20 protein-coding genes are annotated in these 18,611 nt (G+C 66.1%); 9 read left to right on the top strand and 11 right to left on the bottom strand.

Annotated elements, in window-relative coordinates; all coding sequences use genetic code 11:
* Positions 1-12: 12 nt before the first annotated feature.
* Positions 13-534: an ester cyclase gene (locus tag NX784_RS25520; RefSeq protein WP_258819493.1), complete on the top strand. Its 522-nt coding sequence runs from the start codon at positions 13-15 to the stop codon at positions 532-534.
* Positions 535-545: 11 nt separating this feature from the next.
* Positions 546-1,340, top strand: a complete 795-nt coding sequence (locus tag NX784_RS25515; protein ID WP_258819492.1) for an SDR family NAD(P)-dependent oxidoreductase — start codon at positions 546-548, stop codon at positions 1,338-1,340.
* Positions 1,341-1,350: 10 nt separating this feature from the next.
* On the opposite strand, the gene NX784_RS25510 is transcribed toward NX784_RS25515, so the two are convergent.
* Positions 1,351-1,950, bottom strand: a complete 600-nt coding sequence (locus NX784_RS25510) for an FMN-dependent NADH-azoreductase (RefSeq protein WP_258819491.1) — start codon at positions 1,948-1,950, stop codon at positions 1,351-1,353.
* Between the two features lie 151 nt (positions 1,951-2,101).
* On the opposite strand from NX784_RS25510, the gene NX784_RS25505 reads away from it, so the two are divergent.
* Both NX784_RS25505 and NX784_RS25500 read left to right on the top strand, forming a co-directional pair.
* Complete coding sequence (locus NX784_RS25505; RefSeq protein WP_258819490.1) at positions 2,102-2,524, top strand: MarR family winged helix-turn-helix transcriptional regulator; 423 nt, start codon at positions 2,102-2,104, stop codon at positions 2,522-2,524.
* Between the two features lie 57 nt (positions 2,525-2,581).
* On the top strand, positions 2,582-3,391 hold the full coding sequence (locus NX784_RS25500) for an SDR family NAD(P)-dependent oxidoreductase (RefSeq protein ID WP_258819489.1): 810 nt from the start codon (positions 2,582-2,584) through the stop codon (positions 3,389-3,391).
* A 1-nt stretch (position 3,392) separates the two neighbouring features.
* On the opposite strand, the gene NX784_RS25495 is transcribed toward NX784_RS25500, so the two are convergent.
* A complete protein-coding gene (locus NX784_RS25495) occupies positions 3,393-3,935 on the bottom strand; it encodes a PaaI family thioesterase (RefSeq protein ID WP_258819488.1) in 543 nt (180 codons plus the stop codon).
* 137 nt (positions 3,936-4,072) lie between these two features.
* Here NX784_RS25495 and NX784_RS25490 point away from each other — a divergent pair, with 137 nt between their 5' ends.
* A complete protein-coding gene (locus NX784_RS25490) occupies positions 4,073-4,534 on the top strand; it encodes a MarR family winged helix-turn-helix transcriptional regulator (RefSeq protein ID WP_258819487.1) in 462 nt (153 codons plus the stop codon).
* 99 nt (positions 4,535-4,633) lie between these two features.
* Positions 4,634-5,818, top strand: a complete 1,185-nt coding sequence (locus tag NX784_RS25485; protein WP_258819486.1) for a thiolase family protein — start codon at positions 4,634-4,636, stop codon at positions 5,816-5,818.
* A 14-nt stretch (positions 5,819-5,832) separates the two neighbouring features.
* Here the strand turns inward: NX784_RS25485 and NX784_RS25480 are convergent, their stop codons facing one another.
* Positions 5,833-6,729 (bottom strand): LysR family transcriptional regulator, encoded by an 897-nt coding sequence (locus tag NX784_RS25480; RefSeq protein WP_258819485.1) that lies wholly within the window; start codon positions 6,727-6,729, stop codon positions 5,833-5,835.
* Between the two features lie 96 nt (positions 6,730-6,825).
* Between NX784_RS25480 and NX784_RS25475 the strand changes: the two genes are divergently transcribed.
* Complete coding sequence (locus NX784_RS25475; RefSeq protein ID WP_258819484.1) at positions 6,826-7,839, top strand: zinc-binding alcohol dehydrogenase family protein; 1,014 nt, start codon at positions 6,826-6,828, stop codon at positions 7,837-7,839.
* A 9-nt stretch (positions 7,840-7,848) separates the two neighbouring features.
* Here NX784_RS25475 and NX784_RS25470 read toward each other — a convergent pair whose 3' ends face one another.
* The 8 genes from NX784_RS25470 to NX784_RS25435 all read right to left on the bottom strand — a co-directional run bounded on the left by NX784_RS25470 (position 7,849) and on the right by NX784_RS25435 (position 16,584).
* Entirely contained in the window at positions 7,849-8,889 is a 1,041-nt protein-coding gene (locus NX784_RS25470; RefSeq protein WP_258819483.1) for an MORN repeat-containing protein, read from the bottom strand.
* A gap of 82 nt (positions 8,890-8,971) precedes the next feature.
* The gene (locus tag NX784_RS25465; RefSeq protein ID WP_258819482.1) at positions 8,972-9,544 is read right to left on the bottom strand and encodes a GNAT family N-acetyltransferase; all 573 of its coding nucleotides are present in this window, start codon (positions 9,542-9,544) and stop codon (positions 8,972-8,974) included.
* Positions 9,541-10,668: an acyl-CoA dehydrogenase family protein gene (locus NX784_RS25460; protein ID WP_258819481.1), complete on the bottom strand. Its 1,128-nt coding sequence runs from the start codon at positions 10,666-10,668 to the stop codon at positions 9,541-9,543. The genes NX784_RS25465 and NX784_RS25460 overlap by 4 nt, the downstream gene beginning before the upstream one ends.
* Before the next feature lie 31 nt (positions 10,669-10,699).
* Complete coding sequence (locus NX784_RS25455; protein WP_258819480.1) at positions 10,700-11,368, bottom strand: SDR family oxidoreductase; 669 nt, start codon at positions 11,366-11,368, stop codon at positions 10,700-10,702.
* Between the two features lie 203 nt (positions 11,369-11,571).
* Complete coding sequence (locus NX784_RS25450) at positions 11,572-12,771, bottom strand: acetyl-CoA C-acyltransferase (protein WP_258819479.1); 1,200 nt, start codon at positions 12,769-12,771, stop codon at positions 11,572-11,574.
* Positions 12,764-14,593 (bottom strand): bifunctional isocitrate dehydrogenase kinase/phosphatase, encoded by a 1,830-nt coding sequence (aceK, locus tag NX784_RS25445; protein ID WP_258819478.1) that lies wholly within the window; start codon positions 14,591-14,593, stop codon positions 12,764-12,766. The genes NX784_RS25450 and aceK overlap by 8 nt, the downstream gene beginning before the upstream one ends.
* A gap of 281 nt (positions 14,594-14,874) precedes the next feature.
* A complete protein-coding gene (locus NX784_RS25440; RefSeq protein ID WP_258819477.1) occupies positions 14,875-16,059 on the bottom strand; it encodes an isovaleryl-CoA dehydrogenase in 1,185 nt (394 codons plus the stop codon).
* A 99-nt stretch (positions 16,060-16,158) separates the two neighbouring features.
* Positions 16,159-16,584: a MerR family transcriptional regulator gene (locus NX784_RS25435; RefSeq protein WP_258819476.1), complete on the bottom strand. Its 426-nt coding sequence runs from the start codon at positions 16,582-16,584 to the stop codon at positions 16,159-16,161.
* A gap of 128 nt (positions 16,585-16,712) precedes the next feature.
* Here NX784_RS25435 and NX784_RS25430 point away from each other — a divergent pair, with 128 nt between their 5' ends.
* Entirely contained in the window at positions 16,713-17,765 is a 1,053-nt protein-coding gene (locus NX784_RS25430) for an MBL fold metallo-hydrolase (protein ID WP_258819475.1), read from the top strand.
* Positions 17,766-18,101: 336 nt separating this feature from the next.
* On the top strand, positions 18,102-18,515 hold the full coding sequence (locus tag NX784_RS25425; RefSeq protein WP_166861914.1) for a hypothetical protein: 414 nt from the start codon (positions 18,102-18,104) through the stop codon (positions 18,513-18,515).
* Positions 18,516-18,611: the final 96 nt, after the last annotated feature.

Here is an 18,611-nt window from a genome sequence, read left to right as displayed (position 1 = left end):
AGGAGCACGATCATGAAAACCATCCCCATCCTCGCCGCCATGCTGGTGACGCTGCCGGCCCTCGCGGACGAACGACTCGTCAGCGTACAACAAGTCATCGCCGACGCGTCGCTGGCGCCGGCGCAGCGCGATGCCGAGATCCTCGCCGCGCGCCGCTACGCCACGTTCTGGCACACGGGCGACGCACGCTACGCCCGCGCAGCGCTCGCCGCCGATTTCACGGACCGCACGTTGCCACCGGGCCGTGTGCAGGGCGTGCCGGGGCCGATCGCGGCGTCCAGCTTCGTGCGCGCGGCGATTCCGGACCTGCAGGCCGACCTGCTACAACTGATCGTTGCGGGCGACCGCGTCACCGTGCACTATCGCTTCCACGGCCATTTCACGGGACGGTGGGCGGACAAGCAGGGACAAGGGCAGGCGATCGACTTCATCGCCACCGACATCTACCGCATCGCGGACGGGAAGATCGCCGACAACTGGCACATCGAAGACAACCTCGCACTGATGCAGCAACTGGGCCTCGTCGCCCGCTGAAAGGAATCGTCATGCACATCGATTTGACCGGCAAGACCGCCCTCGTTTCCGCCTCCACCGCAGGCATCGGCCTGGCGACTGCCATCGGGCTCGCCGACGCAGGCGCCACCGTGATCCTCAACGGGCGCACGAACGACGCCATCGCGCGGGCGCGCGAGGCCGTGCTGGCGCGCGTGCCGCACGCGATACTCCGCGGCGTCGCCGCCGACCTGTCGACGGCCGAGGGTGCGGCGGCACTCGTCAACGCCGAGCCATCCGTCGACATCCTCGTCAACAACGCGGGCACGTACGGCCCGCAGGACTTTTTCGACGTCGACGACGCGACGTGGGAACACTTCTTCCAGCTGAACGTGATGTCCGGTGTGCGCCTGGCGCGGCACTACCTGAAAGGGATGCTGGAACGGGACTGGGGACGCGTCGTGTTCATCTCGTCGGAATCGGGACTGAACATCCCGGCCGACATGATCCACTACGGCATGACGAAGACGGCGCAGCTGGCGGTGTCGCGTGGACTGGCGAAACTGGCGGCCGGCAGCGGCGTCACCGTCAATGCGGTGCTGCCGGGGCCGACCCTGTCGGAAGGCGTACGCGCCATGCTGGAAGATTCGGCCCGGGAGGCGGGGACGTCGGTCGAGCAGGCCGCGACCGAGTTCGTGCGCACGCAGCGGCCCGGCTCCATCCTGCGCCGCGCGGCGAGCGTGGACGAAGTGGCGAACATGATCGTCTACGTGTGCTCGCCGCAGGCGTCGGCCACGACGGGCGCCGCGCTGCGGGTGGATGGCGGCGTCGTGGACACCATCGCGTAGGCGCCCGGGATCAGGCGACGATCTCGTCGATCTGCGTGGCCACCTCGTCGAACGCGGCGCTGGCGCGCTCGGCGCCCATGTTGACGCCCTCGGCGTAGATGAACTCCACGTCCGTCATGCCCATCAGGCCCAGCACGCCCTTCAGGTAAGGCACTTGCGAATCGTTGGGCGTGTCGCGGAAGATGCCGCCGCGGGCGAGTCCCACATAGACCTTCTTGCCGGTGACGAGGCCTTCCGGGCCGTTCGCCGTGTAGCGGAACGTCTGGCCGGCGCGGGCGACGGCGTCGATCCACGACTTGATCTGCACGGAGACGCTGAAGTTATACATCGGCACGCCCAGCACGATCACGTCGGCGCGTTTCAGTTGCGCGATCAGGGCGTCGTCCAGCGCGGCGCGTGCGCTTTGCTCCGGCGTGCGCTGGTCGGCCGGCGTGAAGATCGCGTTCAGCGCCGCTTCGTCCAGCACGGGATGCGGGTCGCGCGCCAGGTCGCGCAGCTCGACGGTCGCTTCCGGATGACGCGCCGTCAGGCGCGCCGTGATGGCGTCGGCGACGCGGGTCGAGTTGGAGCCGTTGGCACGGGCGCTACCGTTGATCTGCAGGATGTTCATCGTTGTTCTCCACAAGTTTGGGGTCGATGGAAAACATTGTATTCGTTGCTCGAGATGGGATTAAGCCGGTTTATCGGATTTCATTGTTCCACTTACGGGACATTCTCAAAAAGCGCTTGACTTGTGTGCGTACACACATAATACTGTGCCCATGACTGCTTCCGAACGCCTCATTGCCTGCAACTGCTTCGCTTCCCGCAAGGCGGCGCGGCTGATCACGAAGATGTACGAAGACCATTTGTCGCGCGTGGACCTGACGAGCACGCAGTTCTCGATCCTCGTCTACGTCGATGAAGTGGAGGCGGCCTCGATGAAGGACCTGGTCGAGGCGCTGGTGATGGAGCGCACGAGCGTGATCCGCGCGCTGCAGCCGCTGGAGCGCGATGGCCTCGTGGCCATCGGCCCGGACGAGGAGGATGCGCGCCGCAACGTCGTGCGCCTGACGGACGCGGGCCGCGCGAAGCTGGCGCAGGCCATGCCTGTGTGGCGCGACGCGCAGGCGGAATTCGAAAGCAGGTTCGGCGCCGGGCTGGCCGAAGAGTTGCGTCAGTCGCTTCTCGCGCTGGCACCGTAGCAAAATTTTTTGCACAGATATGTGCGTACACACAGTTAATCCACCAAGGAGAATCACATGAGCAACGCAACCCTCGGCACCGCAGTCGTCACTGGCGCATCCACCGGCATCGGTGCACTGTACGCGGACCGCCTCGCGCGCCGCGGCTACGACCTCGTCCTCGTCGCCCGCAACGGCGAGCGCCTGCGCGCGCAGGCCGATCGCCTGCAGGCCGCGCATGGCCGCGTCGTGCGCACGATCGCGGCCGACCTCACCGTCGACGCCGACGTGCGCCGCGTGGAAGACCTGCTGCGCACGGACGACGGCATCACGCTGCTCGTCAACAACGCAGGCATGGGCGCCACGGGGCCGTTGCTCGACTCCGACGTCGACAAGATGCAGGACATGATCGCGCTGAACGTGACCGCGCTGACGCGCCTGACCTATGCCGCCGCGCCCGGCTTCGTCGCGCGCGGGCAGGGCGCCTTCATCAACATCGCGTCGGTCGTCGCCATCGCACCGGAACAGCTGAACGGCGTGTACGGCAGCAGCAAGGCCTACGTGCTGGCGTTCAGCCAGTCGTTGCAGCATGAATTGGCGGGCAAGGGCGTGCGCGTGCAGGTGGTGCTGCCGGGTGCGACGGCGACGGACTTCTGGCAGATCGCGGGCATGCCCGTCGAAAACCTGCCCAGCGAGATCGTGATGCGCGCGGACGACCTCGTCGACGCGGCGCTGGCCGGGTTCGACCAGGGTGAGTTCGCGACGATCCCCGCGCTGGAGGATGGCGCGAAGTGGGACACGTACGAGGCCGCACGCCAGGCGATGCAGCCCGAATTGTCGCGCGCGAAGCCGGCGAGCCGGTACGGCGCCGCGACCGTCGCAGCGTGAGTCAGCGCGCCTCGAACACGAGGCACGTGGTCGTCGCATGCGCATACAAGCGCCCCTGCGCATCGACGATCTTCCCTTCCGCCGTCGCCAGCTGCCGCCCGCAATGGAGCACCGTCCCGATCGCGCGCAGCGGCCCGCCATCGAGCCGCGCGCCGCGCACGAGGTTCACGCTCAGCTCCGCCGTCGTGTAGCCGAAGCCCGGTTCCAGCATCGTCTGCACGGCGCAGCCCACGGCCGAGTCGAGCAGGGTGGCATACCAGCCGCCGTGCACGGTGCCCATCGGATTCAGGTGCGTGGGCAGCGGTGTGCCCTGGAACGTGGCCATGCCCTTGTCGACCTCGACGAGGAAGAAGTCGAGCGTCTCGGCGATGGGCGCGTACGGGAAGCGGCCTTCCAGCAGGGCCTGCATGATCGCCAGCCCCGTCATCCCGCGCGCCTCCTGCGCCGGCACGACGCCGGGTCGCCCGCCGCCCTCCAACACCCGCGCACGCACGATGCGCAGCTGTTCTTCCCATTGTTCCGCCACCGTCTGTGCTGCCGTCATGCGTGCCTCCCTCGTTTGTCCGTAATTGGGTGTATATGCAACTATTCTGCGAGATTATGCCCGGGTTGCGGCCTACCGGGGGTTATACTCGCTAGAGGGACGGTACTAACGCCGCCTCCGCACTCGACCACCGTACCATGACATCGCGCCCGCCATCGAACGACCCTCTCTGCAATTGCCTCGCCCTGCGCCAGGCGTCGCGCTACGTCACCGGCATGTACGACCAGGTGCTGAGCGAGGCGGGCCTGCGCGTCACGCAGTTCTCGATCCTGTACAAGCTGCTGGGGCTCGGGCCGATGACGGTCAACCAGATGTCCGCGGAACTCGTGATGGACCGCACGACGCTCACCCGCAACCTCAAGCCGCTCGAGCGCGACGCCCTCGTCACGACGGGCCCCAGCGAGCATGACAAGCGCGAAAGGGTGATCGGCCTCACGCCCGCCGGCCGCGCGAAGGTCAAGGCCGTGCTTCCGCTGTGGCGCCGCGCCCAGCAGGCGTTCGAGGACAACTTCGGCAGCGAGCGCGCGCTCGAATTGCGCATGCTGCTGCGCGCCGTCGTCGAGACGGGCATCCACGACGTCGAGCACGAACCCTCCTGATGTCACGCCGATCGCGCGCATGCGCGCCAAGCAGTCCGCGAAATATGTGTATATACTCCTATTTGCGTCGTCCCGCCATCCAACCCGAAAGGAATCATCATGACTGCCCGCGACATCGTCCTGTGTGCCCCCGTGCGTACCGCCATCGGTGCGTTCAACGGTTCCCTGAAATCTATCCCCGCCGTGGAGCTGGGCGCGGCGGCCGTGCGCGCCGCGGTCGCGCGCGCGGGCCTGCCGCTTGACGCCATCGATGCCGTCCTGATGGGCAACGTGGTCCAGGCGGGCAACCGCATGAACCCGGCGCGGCAGGCCGCGGTCCACGGCGGCATCCCCGTCACGGTGCCCGCGATGACGTTGAACCGCGTGTGCGGCTCCGGCGCGCAAGCCATCGCGTCGGCCGCGCACGAGATCCTCGCGGGAGAGTCCCATATCGTGCTGGCCGGCGGCATGGAGAACATGGACCAGGCGCCGTACCTGATGCCGCAGGCCCGGTGGGGCGCGCGCATGGGCCACGCGCAGATCTACGACAGCCTGCTGCACGACGGCTTGAACGACGCGTTCTCCGCGCAGCACTCGGGCTGGCACACGGAAGATCTCGTGAAGGACGTGGACATCACCCGCGCCGCGCAGGACCGCTGGGCCGAGCGCTCGCAGCGTCGTTTTTCCGACGCGCAGGCGGCCGGTGCGTTCAAGGATGAAATCGTCGCGGTCGAGATCGCGGGCAAGCGCGGCGTGCAGGTGTTCGACACGGACGAGGCGAATCGCCCCGACACCACCCTGGAGACGCTGGCGAAACTGAAGCCTGCATTCCGTCCGGACGGCACGATCACGGCCGGTAACGCGCCGGGCCTGAACAGCGGCGCGGCGGCCGTCATCGTCGCCGACCGTACGACGGCCGAGCGCCTGGGCCTGCAGCCGTTCGCGCGCCTCGTCGCGTCAAGCGTGGCTGGCGTGGAGCCGGGCATGTTCGGCCTCGGTCCAGTACCGGCCGTGAAGAAGGCCCTCGCGCGCGCGGGGTGGACCATCGGCGACGTCGACCGCTACGAGATCAATGAGGCATTCGCCGCCGTGCCGCTCGCCGTGGCGCGCAAGCTGTCGCTGGCGGAAGACGTGGTCAACGTCGAAGGCGGCGCCGTCGCGCACGGCCACCCGATCGGCGCGTCGGGCGCCGTGCTGACGGTGCGCCTGCTGCACGCGATGCGGCGCGGGCTCGCGCGGCGCGGCGTCGTCACCTTGTGTATCGGCGGCGGGCAGGGCATCGCGCTGGCGCTCGAGCAGGTGTAAGCCCGAGGTGTGAATCAGGCCATCATCGCCTTCATTTTCTCGACGAGGAATTCGCGGAGCGTGCGGACGGCCGGCGACACCTGGCGCCGGTTCGCCAGCACCATGTACAACGGCTGGTTGTTGCCTTCCCAGTCCGCGCACACGGTGCGCAGCGCGCCGCGCGCGAGGTCGGCCTGCACGTCGATGCGCGAGCGGTAGCACACGCCCAGGCCGTCCAGCGCCCAGCGCCGCACGATCTCGGAATCGTCGGCCACGCGGTCGCCGCGCACGGTGACCTCGATGGCTTCGTCGCCCTTCCTGAAGCGCCAGCGGTTGTTGACCGTCTCGTCGACCATGAAGCACAGGCAGTTGTGCGCCGCGAGTTCATGCGGCGACGCGGGCACGCCGTGGCGCGCGAGATACGCGGGCGCCGCGCACAGCACGCGGTGATTGTGTTCCAGCAGCGGCAACGCCACCATGCCGGACGTGCGCGGCTTGCCGAAGCGGAGCGCGATGTCGACGGGCTCCCGGTAGATGTCGGCCACGCGGTCCGTCAGCTGCAGGCGTAACGTGACGCCCGGGTGGCGCGCCTGGAACGCGTTCAGCCATGGCAGCACGACGTGGCGGCCGAGGTCGGACGGCATCGAGATCTGCAACTGGCCGTCGATCGCATCGCCGCCCGCGCGCACCTCGTCCTCCGCCGCACGCAGGCCGTCCAGCAGCGGGCGGCAGCGTGCCAGCAGCCGTTCGCCGGCCACCGTCAGGCGCATGCTGCGCGTCGTGCGCACGAACAGCGCCGCGCCGAGGTCCGCCTCCAGCCGTTTCAGGCTCGCGCTGGCGACGGCGGGCGAGATCTCCAGCAGGCGTGCGGCCGCCGACAGGCCGCCTTGCTCGGCCGTGGCCACGAAAAGGTCGAGGTCGCGCAGGTTCATTTTCAAACAAAAATTGAAATTGATTTCGTAATGGCCCAGTTTATCAAAAAGATCGGCGCGCTCAGAATGACGTCATCGATCACCAAGGAGCCATCCATGAAAGCCATCGCCTACCAGAACAACCTGCCCATCGACCATGCCGACGCCCTCGTCGACGTCACCCTGCCGGACCCCGTCGCGACGGGACACGACCTGCTCGTGGAAGTGAGGGCAGTGTCCGTGAACCCCGTCGACGTGAAGATCCGCGCCGGCGTAAAGCCGCCCGACGGCGAGCGGAAAGTGCTGGGCTGGGATGCGGCCGGTGTCGTCAAGGCCGTCGGGCCGGACGTCACCCTGTTCCGGCCGGGCGACCGCGTGTGGTACGCCGGCTCGATTGCCCGCGCCGGCAGCAATAGCGAACTGCAACTGGTCGACGAGCGCATCGTGGGCACCATGCCGCAATCGCTGGACTTCGCCGCTGCCGCCGCGCTGCCGCTGACGAGCCTCACGGCATGGGAAATGCTGTTCGACCGCCTGGACGTGCCGACCGATGAACGGGGCGCGGGCAAGACGTTGCTCGTGATCGGCGCGGCTGGCGGCGTCGGCTCGATCCTCGTGCAGCTGGCGCGCAAGCTCACGCGGCTGACGGTCGTCGGTACGGCGTCGCGGGCCGCCACGCGCGACTGGGTGCTGTCCAACGGCGCTCATCACGTGATCGACCACGGCAAGCCGCTCGCGGACGAGATCAAACGCGCGGGCCTCGCCGCACCCGACTACGTTATCAGCCTCACGCACACGGACGAGCACTTCGACCAGATCGCCGAGGTCATCGCGCCGCAAGGCAAGTTCGGCCTGATCGACGACCCTGCGCCCATCGATGTGCGCAAATTAAAGCGCAAGTCCGTGTCGCTGCATTGGGAATTGATGTTCACGCGGTCGCTGTTCGGCACGGCCGACATGATCCGCCAGCACGAGATCCTGAACCGCGTGGCGGACCTGATCGACGCGGGCACGATCCGCTCGACGGCCAACGAGAACTTCGGCCGCATCGATGCCGCGAACCTGAAGCGGGCGCACGCGCTGATCGAGTCGAACCGCGCGCAGGGCAAGATCGTGCTGGCCGGGTTCTGACCGGTCGGCTTACTGCAGGGTGTGCGTGATGTTCATCGCGATCGGATACAGCATCTCGCACGGCTGGCCGTGGCAGACGGCCGGCTTGTAGCGCAGGGCAATGGCGGCGGCGGCGACGTAACGCACCACCTCGTCGTCGAAATTGCCGATCCGGCGCACTTCCTTCGCGCGGCCGTCGGCGCCGACCAGCACGTTCATGCGCAGCATGCCTTGCGCGTTGAACTTGCCCGCGGCGGCCAGGATGACCTTGTTGAATTCGGCCAGGCCGTGCACGGGATACGGCGGCTCGTCGCCCGGCTCCAGCGCGGGGTAGTCGTTGCGGAACTGGTCCTTCTGCTCGGGTGTGAGTCCGTCCCAGCCGACGTTGGTCGGCAGCGAGGACTTCACGACGGTCTTCTTCAGCAAGGTGCCGACGTCAGCCTCGTCCTGGTGCTGCTTGAACGTGTTGTCCGGCTTGGGACCGGTGCGCCCGGCATCGCGTGCGGCGGCGTCGAACGTGCCCGTGCGGCCGCTGCCCGCGTACGTGATCTTGGCGCCGTCGACCGCACGGCCATCGCGGAACTCGCCCTCGATCGTGCCGCCGAGGGCGAACGTGAGGACGCCTTTGCCGTTCGGGCGGTCGGCGTGGAATTCGCCCTGGTAGGTGTCGCCGTTCGGGTAGATCTGCACGCCCTTGCCTTCGCGCCGCATCATCTTGAGGCCGCCTTCATAGCGCAGGTCGCTCGCGAAGTGGAGATAGCCTTCGCCGTCCGGCACGCCGTCCGTGAGCGAGCCGACGTAGGTGAACTTGTCGCCCGCCTTCAGCTTGGCTTCGCCGCTGACGGCGCCATGCGTGAACTTGCCTTCGATGCGCCGGACGGTGCCGTCCTTCGTCGTCCATTCGAGCACGCCGGTGCCGTCTGCATACCCGTCCTTGCATGGGCCGTTCCAGTGCACGGACTGGTCGACGGGTGCCGGCGACAGCTTGCCGACCTGGCAGTCGGGGGCGCCCTCCGCATGGGCCAGCGGGGCCAGGCAGCAGGCGAGCAACAGGGTCAGGGTGGTTTTCATCGTGGGACGGTCCGGTAAAGATAGTCCGCCAACTCTAGCAGTTCGACCCGTCCGATTTTTTCACCAATTGTCACGCCCGACATTACCGTTCGCGCAAGTGGATGGTCATATAGCTCAGGTCATGGCTGACGCCTTCGATCCTGAGCATGTCCGCCACGCGCGCCACCGTCGTGAAGCCGGCGTGCGCATACAGGTCGACGGCCGGCAGGTTGGCGGACAGGACTTCGAGGTCGATCCAGGCGATATCCGTGTCGGCGCGCGCCCAGCCGGCGGCCGTCTCGAGAAGGCGCCGCCCGAGTCCGCGCCGCCGCCACACGCGGTGCACGCCCATGCCCAGCATGGCGCGGTGCGTGGCGGCCGGCTCGGGACGCGCGCGCAGGTCGATGTGGCCGGCGATCTCGCCACCCGCGTCGATCGCGAGCCACAGCCGGCGCCAGCCCGGCAGCCCGATCGGGATGTCGAGGCCCTTGATGAACGCGATGCGCAGCCCGGCCGGCAAGCGTGGCTGGCCCGGCGCCATCGGCTGGAACAGCGGCGTACCTTCCGCGCCGTTGTCGCGCAGATGGTCGTCCAGGTAGGCGAAGAACGGCGCGAGGTCGGCTTCACCGGCCGCGCGGATCGTCAACGCCCGCGCGTTGTTCAGCGCCGTCGTCACAATGCCCGGGCGATCAGGATCTTCTGGATGTCGCTCGTGCCTTCGTAGATCTGGCACACGCGCACGTCGCGGTAGATGCGCTCGATGGGGAAGTCGGCCACGTAGCCGTAGCCGCCGAACACCTGCATCGCGGCCGACACGACGCGCTCCGCCATCTCGGACGCGAACAGCTTGGCCATCGCCGCTTCCTTCAGGCAGGGCAGGCCCGCGTCCTTCATCGACGCCGCGTGCAGGATCAACTGGCGCGCAGCCTCGATCTGCATCGCCATCTCGGCCAGGCGGAATTGCACGGCCTGGTGGTCGAAGATCGGCGTGCCGAAACTTTCACGTTCCTTCGCATACGCCAGCGCGGCCTCGAACGCGGCGCGCGCCATGCCCACCGATTGCGACGCGATGCCGATGCGGCCGCCCTCCAGCCCGGACAGCGCGATCTTGTAGCCTTGCCCCTCTTCGCCGATCAGGTTTTCCGCAGGCACCCGGCACTGATCGAACACGATCTGCGCCGTGTCCGACGAATGCTGTCCCATCTTGTGCTCGATGCCGGCGACGATGTAGCCGGGCGTGTCGGTCGGCACCCAGAACGCGCTGATGCCCTTCTTGCCGGCCGCCTTGCTTGTTACGGCCATGACGATGGCGACGTCGCCGTTCTTGCCGCTCGTGATGAATTGCTTGGTGCCGTTCAGGACGTAGTGGTCGCCGTCGCGCACGGCCGTCGTGCGCAGGGCGGCGGCGTCGCTGCCCGTGTGCGGCTCCGTCAGCGCGAACGCGCCCAGCAGCTCGCCCTGCGCCAGCGGGCGCAGCCAGCGCTCTTTCTGCGCGGGGCTCGCGTACGTCATCGCGATCGAGCACACGGGGCAGTTGTTGACCGAGATGATGGTCGACGTGCCGCCATCGCCCGCGGCGATTTCTTCCAGCACGAGGGCCAGCGCCACGTAGTCGAGGCCCGCGCCGCCGTACTGCTCGGGCACGGCCACGCCGAACGCACCCAACTGGGCCAGTTCCTTCAGCTCGTCTTTCGGAAAATGGTGCTCGCGGTCCCAGCGCGCGGCGTTCGGCGCGAGGCGCTCCTGCGCAAAGGTGCGCAGGGCGTCGCGGATCATCTGGTGTTCTTCGTTCAGAATCATCGTGTCTCGTTGTCTGTTATCGTGGACGGCTTCACCACGGGATGGTCGTGCCGTCGTAATTGAGGAAGGCGCCGTTCTGCGCGGGTGCCGCTTGCGCCAGCGTGGCGCGCAGCCCGGCCGCGCTTTGCTCGACCGTGAGCGTGGCGCCGGCGCCGCCCATATCGGTCTGCACCCAGCCCGGATGGAACGTGAGGCATGTCGCGCCTTGCGGGCCGTAGGTCAGCGCGGCGTCGGCCAGCACGGAATTCAGCGCGGCCTTGCTGGCGCGGTACAGCGAGCCCTGATTGCTCGTGCGCGCGCCGATGGAACCCATGCGCGACGAGATCACCGCGACCTTGCCGCGCGTGGCGGCGACGAGCGGGGCGACGATGGGTAATAAACGCATCGCGGCCAGCACGTTCGTGTGCATCACGTCGTCGAACTCCTTTTCGGTCGGGAAGCCCGCGTGGTCGGGGCCGTACACGCCCGCGACGAGCCACGCAGCGTCGATCTTCTCGTCGTCCAGTTTCCAGCCCAGGCCGCCGATCGATTCCGCGTTGGTGACGTCGACCTGGTGCGCTTCCGCACCCAGCCGGCGCAGCGCGTCGCAGTCCGCCGCCTTGCGCGCGGTGGCGATGACGCGCCAGCCGTCGGCGCGGTATTGCCGGGCCAGTTCGTGGCCGATGCCGCGCGAGGCGCCGATGATGAGGGCTGTGGGCATGGGGTTCTCCTTCAGTAGCGATGACAGGTGGTCACCTTACCGTGTTTTGAAGAGGGGCGCGTGACCGGTAGGGTGGACGGGGTAATCCAGGCCGGGGGCCTGGATTACATACGTCCACGCGTTCAACCAGCGCGGGATAAACGTTGTCGCATCCATGCATGCGTGTGTCGAACGCGTGGACGGCCAAGCCGTCCACCCTACCATCACACCATCTCGATCGCCATCGCGGTCGCTTCGCCACCACCGATGCACAGCGACGCCACGCCGCGCTTGCCGCCCGTCTTCTTCAGTGCGCCCAGCAAGGTGACGATGATGCGCGCCCCCGATGCGCCGATCGGGTGGCCCAGCGCGCACGCGCCGCCGTGGACGTTGACCTTCGAATGCGGGATGTCCAGCTCGTGCATCGCGGCCATCGGCACGGCGGCGAAGGCTTCGTTGATCTCGAAGAGGTCGACGTCCTTCGGCGACCAGCCGGTCTTCTTGAACAGTTTTTGCAGCGAACCGATGGGCGCGGTCGAGAACTGGTCCGGCTCCTGCGCGTGCGTCGTGTGCGCAACGATGCGCGCGAGCGGCGTGACGCCCAGTTCCTTCGCCGTCGATTCGCGCATCATGACGAGCGCGGCGGCGCCGTCGTTGATCGACGACGACGAGGCGGCCGTGATGGTGCCGTCCTTCTTGAACGCGGGGCGCAGCGTGGGGATCTTGTCGACCTTGGCCTTGACGGGGCCTTCGTCCTTCTCGATGACGGTCTCGCCCAGGCGGTTCGCGACGGTCACCGGTGCGATCTCCCACTGGAAGTCGCCGGATTCCGTGGCCTGCTGCGCGCGCTTGACGGATTCGATCGCGAACGCGTCCAGCTGCTCGCGCGAGAAGCCGTACTTGGCCACGCACTCCTCGGCGAACGTGCCCATCGAGCGGCCTTCGCCCGTCTTCTCGTTGCGCGAGTACGCGTCTTCCAGGCCGTCCAGCATCATGTGGTCGAACATCGGCGCGTGGCCGATGCGGTAGCCGCCGCGCGCCTTCGGGATCAGGTACGGCGCGTTGGTCATCGATTCCATGCCGCCCGCGACGACGACGTCGGCGCTGCCGGCCTTGAGCACGTCGTGCGCGAAGATCGCGGCCTGCATCGCGGAGCCGCACATTTTCGACAGGGTGACGGCACCCGTCGACATCGGCAGGCCCGCCTTGATCAGCGCCTGGCGCGCCGGGGCCTGGCCCTGGCCCGCCATCAGGCAGTTGCCGAAGTAGACGTGCTCGACGAGGCTCGCGTCGACGCCGGCGCGCTCGACGGCCGCCTTGATCGCCACGGCGCCCAGGTCGCTCGCGGACTTCGAGGAAAAGTCGCCCTGGAAGGCGCCCATCGGGGTGCGTGCGGCGCCGACGATAACGATAGGATCATTCATTGTGTAAGGTCTCCAAGTAATGGGATTGCGGCGTGGGTAACGCCGGGCTCGATGGGTCCGTGTGATGGAACCGGATGTGCTGCGGATACGGAAAAATGTCCTCGACTTCGCCCGCCAGGATGCGGTCTTTGTGCGATTGCCACCAGACGCGCGTCAATAGTGCGGCATGGTGTTTCATGAACGCCGCGCGTATCTTTGGATGGCCGAGCAGGAAGCGCGCGAACTGTTCCGGAAAGACGTCGTGCCTGCCGATGGGGTACCACGGCTCGGCGGCCATCTCGTCTTCCTCATTGCGGGGCTGCGGGATGTCGCGGAAGTTGCAGTCGGTGAGGTACTCGATCTCGTCGTAGTCGTAGAACACGACGCGGCCATGTCGGGTCACGCCGAAATTTTTGTACAGCATATCGCCTGGAAAAATATTCGCGGCGACGAGGTCGCGGATCGCGTTGCCGTATTCGAAGACCGCGTGCTCGATGCGGTCGTCGTTGCCGCTGCGCTGCGCATCGTCCAGGAAGATATTCAGCGGCACCATGCGGCGCTCGATGTACAGGTGCTTGATGATGATGCGGTCGCCTTCGATCTCGACGAGCGAAGGCGCGAACCGGCGCAGTTCGGCCAGCAGTTCCTCGTCGAAGCGGGACAGCGGGAACGCCACGTCCGAGTATTCGAGCGTGTCCGCCATGCGGCCCACGCGGTCGTGGTGTTTCACGAGCAGGTATTTTTCCTTGATGCGCGCACGCGTCGTTTCTTTCGGCGCCGGATAGAAATCCTTGATCACCTTGAACACGTATGGAAAGGAGGGCAGTTCGAACACGAGCATCACGAGACCGCGGATGCCGGGCGCGCTGCGGAAAGAATCGGAGCTGTGCTGCAGGTGCTGCAGGAAGTCGCGGTAGAACAGCGTCTTGCCCTGTTTTTGCAGGCCGAGCACCGTGTAGATCTCGCTGCGCGGCTTCTTCGGCATCAGGCTGCGCAGGAATTGCACGAAGGCCGACGGCACTTCCATGTCGACCATGAAGTAGGCGCGCGTGAACGAGAACAGCAGCACCACCTGCTCCGGATCGGTGAGCACGGCGTCCAGCACGAGCCGGCCGGCGCGGTCGTGCAGGATCGGCACGACGAACGGATGCTCGCGCGCGCCGTTGATGGCGCGGCCGACGATGTACGCGGCCTTGTTCCGGAAGAACAGGCTCGACAGCACGTGCAACTGTTGGTTCGGCTCGCGTTCGTGCAGGCCGAAGTGCTCGGCCATGCGCGCTTCGACGAGCGCGATGTCGCGGTCGAGGTTGGCGAACGGGCAGTCGAGCTGGAAGTTCGTGACCATGCGCCGCAGCGCGAAGCGCAGGCCGTCCGCCGCCGGGTAGTAGACGCGGTACGTGGGCGCCGGCTCGTCCGTCTCGATGTATTCCGTCGACACGGCCGGGCGCACGAAGATGAAATCGTTGCGGTAGTAACTGCGGTGCAGGATGTGGCAGCAGACGGAATTGAAGAAGCTTTCCGCCAGTTCCGGGCGCTTGTGGTCCGTCAGCAAGCCGATGTAATGGAGCTTCGTTTCGCGCCACGTGTCGTCGTCGAGGTCTTCGGGGGCGTACTCGTCTTCCAGCGCGCGCACGCATTCCTGCACGCGCTTGTCGTAGAAGTCGATGCGCTTGCGTGCGGCCTGCTGGGCCGTCATCCAGTCGGCGCGCTCGAAATAGGTCTTGGCCGTCTTGCTGGCCTGGCGGAACAGCGTGTAGTGGCGGTCGAAGCCGTCCAGGATGGTGCGGGCGATGTCGAAGGCGATTTGCGACGACAGCAGCTTGGGAAAGGTGGCCTGGGTCATCGGGCGTCTCGCGCGGTGGACGGGGCAGCGGTCATTGTAGCGGGGAACGATATGCAACACGGCGTAAGAAACGTCATCCCCGCGCGAGCGGGAGGCGAGCCCCCCGGCACGTTATGCTTCATGCGGCTCGCGGCAACGCGGCAGTTGCGTGGCCGAAGACCTGGCATGAAGCCCCGCCGTTGCGGGAATGACGTTCTTAAAGCGGGCGGCGTGGAGTGTTGTCTGTGCCGGTTTTACAACCGATCTTCTTGTTCGCCCGCGTCTCCCCTCTCTCCACAAACCTACATCGTCTCGCCGAACAGCTCGCGCCCGATCAGCATGCGGCGGATCTCGCTCGTGCCCGCGCCGATCTCGTACAGCTTGGCGTCGCGCCACAGGCGGCCCACCGGGTATTCGTTGATATAGCCGTTGCCGCCCAGCGTCTGGATCGCCTCGCCGGCCATCCACGTCGCCTTTTCCGCGCTGTACAGGATGGCACCGGCCGCGTCCTTGCGCAGGGCGCGCACCTGCTCGGGGTTCAATGCGCGGTCGCAGGCCTGGCCGACAGCGTACACATACGCGCGGCATGCCATCATCGTCGAATACATGTCGGCGATCTTGCCCTGCATCAGTTGGAACTCACCAATTGCCTGGCCAAATTGCTTGCGCTCGTGGATATACGGCACGACGGCATCCATGCAGGCCGACATGATGCCCAGCGGGCCTCCGGACAGCACGGTGCGCTCGAAATCCAGGCCCGACATCAGCACGTTGACACCCTTGCCCACGCCGCCCAGCACGTTTTCCACCGGGACTTCGCAATCCTGGAACACGAGCTCGCCTGTATGTGAACCTCGCATGCCGAGCTTATCGAGCTTCTGTGCGATCGAGAATCCTTTAAAGCCTTTTTCGATGAGGAACGCGGTCATGCCGCGTGGGCCGGCCTCGATGTCGGTCTTGGCGTAGACGACGAGCGTGTCGGCATCCGGGCCGTTCGTGATCCACATCTTGGTGCCGTTCAGCACGTAGCGGTCGCCCTTCAGGTCGGCGCGCAGCTTCATGCTGACGACGTCGGAACCCGCGTTCGGCTCCGACATGGCCAGGGCGCCGACGTGCTCGCCCGAGATCAGCTTCGGCAGGTATTTGCGTTTCTGTTCTTCGGTGCCGTTGCGCTTGATCTGGTTGACGCACAGGTTCGAGTGGGCGCCGTACGACAGGCCGACGGACGCCGACGCGCGCGAAATCTCTTCCATGGCGACGATGTGCGCCAGATACCCCATGTTGGCGCCGCCGTATTCCTCGCCGACCGTGATGCCCAGCAGGCCCAGTTCGCCCATCTTTTTCCACAGGTCCATCGGAAACTGGTCGGTGCGGTCGATCTCGGCAGCACGGGGGGCGATTTCGCTGGCGGCGAACTGTTGTACAGCTTCGCGCAGCGCGGCGATGTCTTCGCCGTGGTCAAAGGTCAAGCCAGGGAGATGCAGCATGTCGTCCTCGTTCTCGTCTAGGTGATGGCGGGTAGGCCAGCCTGCATGATAGCGCGGAGTGACGTTAACGTAAACGTCAAGTAAGCGGGGACGATGCCGTCAGGCGGCGTCCTTTTCGCCGGCCAGTTGCTCGTCGGCGACGCCCGCCTCGCCCAGCAGGCGCCGGCACTCTTCTTCATGCACGGAAATTTCTGCCAGCGACATCTCGATATCGGCCCGCTGCTGTTCCAGCGTCTCGCGCTGGTGCGCCAGCACGCCCAGGAAGCGGTTGATCTGGGCGACCGTGTCCTTCGGGGTCTCGTACATGTCGATGATGCTTTTGATTTCCGACAAGGTGAGACCCAGGCGCTTGCCGCGCAAGGTCAGTTTCAGGCGGGTGCGGTCGCGCGGCGTGTAGACGCGATTGCGGCCGCCCTGGCCCTCGCGTTTCGGGCTGAGCAGCCCCTGGTCTTCGTAGAAGCGGATGGCGCGGGCGGTGATGTCGAATTCGCGTGCCAGTTCGGCGATGGTGTAGGTCGTGGCCATGGTGTCCTGAAGTGGCGAAGTCTGGAATCGCTTAGAATCACAGCCTGCGCCTTCCGTTTACGTTTACGTCAAAGCGTTTGCGGCATTGTAACGCGCTACGCCCCGTATCGACACGAAAGTTGACCCGCATGAACCCTCTCGAATCCCAGCTCGGCTATCCGTTCGGCGACCTCATCCCGCCGCCGGGCACCGTGACGGAGGTGGCCCCCGGTCTGCACTGGCTGCGCATGCCGCTGCCGTTCGCGCTCGACCACATCAACCTGTGGCTGCTGGACGATGTCGACGGCGCGCGGCGCGGCTGGTCCCTCGTCGACTGTGGCGCCGGGACGGACCCGACGCGCGCCGCCTGGGAGCAATTGTTCGTGGGCGCGATGGAGGGCAAGCCGCTGTTGCGCGTGTTCGCGACCCATTGCCATCCGGATCACGTGGGTTTGTCCGGCTGGCTGTGCGACCGGTTCGGCGCGCCGTTCTGGACGAGCACGGGCGAGTTCGGCTTCGCGCGCATGATGGCCGCCGCGCTGCCCGGCGTCGACGGCCCGTCGGCGATCCCCCATTTCCAGCGCCACGGCCTCGTCGATGCGGGCATGCTCGAGCAGATGCGAAGCCGCAAGAATTACTACCCGTCGCTCGTGCCGGCCGTGTCGCCCGCGTACACCCGGTTGCAGGACGGCCAGCGCGTCGCCGTCGGTGCGCGCACCTGGCGCGTGATCACGGGGTTCGGCCATTCGCCGGAACACGTGTCGCTGTATGACGAGCAGCACCGGATCCTGATCTCCGGCGACATGGTGTTGCCGCGCATTTCGACCAATGTGTCCGTGTTCGCCGTCGAACCGGACGGCAATCCGCTGCAGTTGTATCTGGATTCGCTCGCCAAATTCGCCGGTCTGCCCGACGACACGCTCGTCCTGCCCGCACACGGCAAACCGTTCCGCGGCCTGCACACGCGGATCGCCCAATTGCGTGGCCATCACGCGGCGCGGCTGGACGAGGTGCGCGCCGTTTGTGTCGAACCGAAGTCGGCCGTGGATATCGTTCCGTTGATGTTCAAGCGACAACTCGACGCGCACCAGCTCAGTTTCGCGATCGGCGAGGCCCTCGCCCACCTCCATTATCTTTGGTACGACGGTAGTCTCGTGCGTGTAACCGGCGGCGACGGTATCGTGCGGTTTAAGTTGACGTAAAACAACATATTTACGCGTCCTGCATGTCGCAGAAATCGCGACATACTAGTGACTGTTCCCGTAATTTTGTTGACTGTTGGCATCATTTTCGATGCCTGGAGGAATGTTTGTTACCTTTCTTCACGGGAATTGTGTGGGCAAACGTTTTCTTTTTCCTGTAGGATATTTTTCACACATCGCTCATGGTGCGCGGAAATCATTGGGAATTGCTGGACAGCACTGTGAGAATTGGTCAATACTCACTTATTTGTTACTAACAGCCTCTCCTGCCGTCACAGACGGTCTGGTCAACGGAGCGACCTAATGACGGCTTTGCATGAACCCTTAGTGCCACCCATGAATTCGACAAACGAACGGGAGAGCTTCAGCGAGCGCCTGCAGCAAGCCCTGAAGAACGCCCATTATTCCCCGGACAGCCCGACCCGTCTCGCGCGCGAATTTAACATTCGCTTCGAAGGCCGTCCCATCACCGTCCACGCGGCGCGTAAATGGCTGGTCGGAGAAGCGATTCCGACGCAGGAAAAACTGCGCATGATCGCGCAATGGCTGGGCGTGCCGGCCGACTGGCTGCGCTTCGGCGGTTCGGAAAATGCCGCCGGCAACGGCGACAGCGTCGATGGCAGCACCCGCTTCGAATCGGCCGACGTCAAGCTGATCGCCGACCTGCAGCGCCTGGACGAGCACCACAAGCAGCTGGCCCGCGAATTCATCCGCATGCTCGTGCGCATGAATCACCAGCAGCAGAAATAAGCGTTTTTTCTGCGTCCCGTACCGGCTGCCGCCTTGGCGGCCGCGTCTCCTGCGCCCTGTCCGGCGCATACCCAGCTTCCATACTGCAATTTTTTT

Source organism: Massilia pinisoli, assembly GCF_024753285.1.
GTDB lineage: Bacteria > Pseudomonadota > Gammaproteobacteria > Burkholderiales > Burkholderiaceae_D > Telluria > Telluria pinisoli.
The sequence above is the reverse complement of the archived record's forward strand: the minus strand, read 5'-3'. Positions and strand labels throughout refer to the sequence as shown.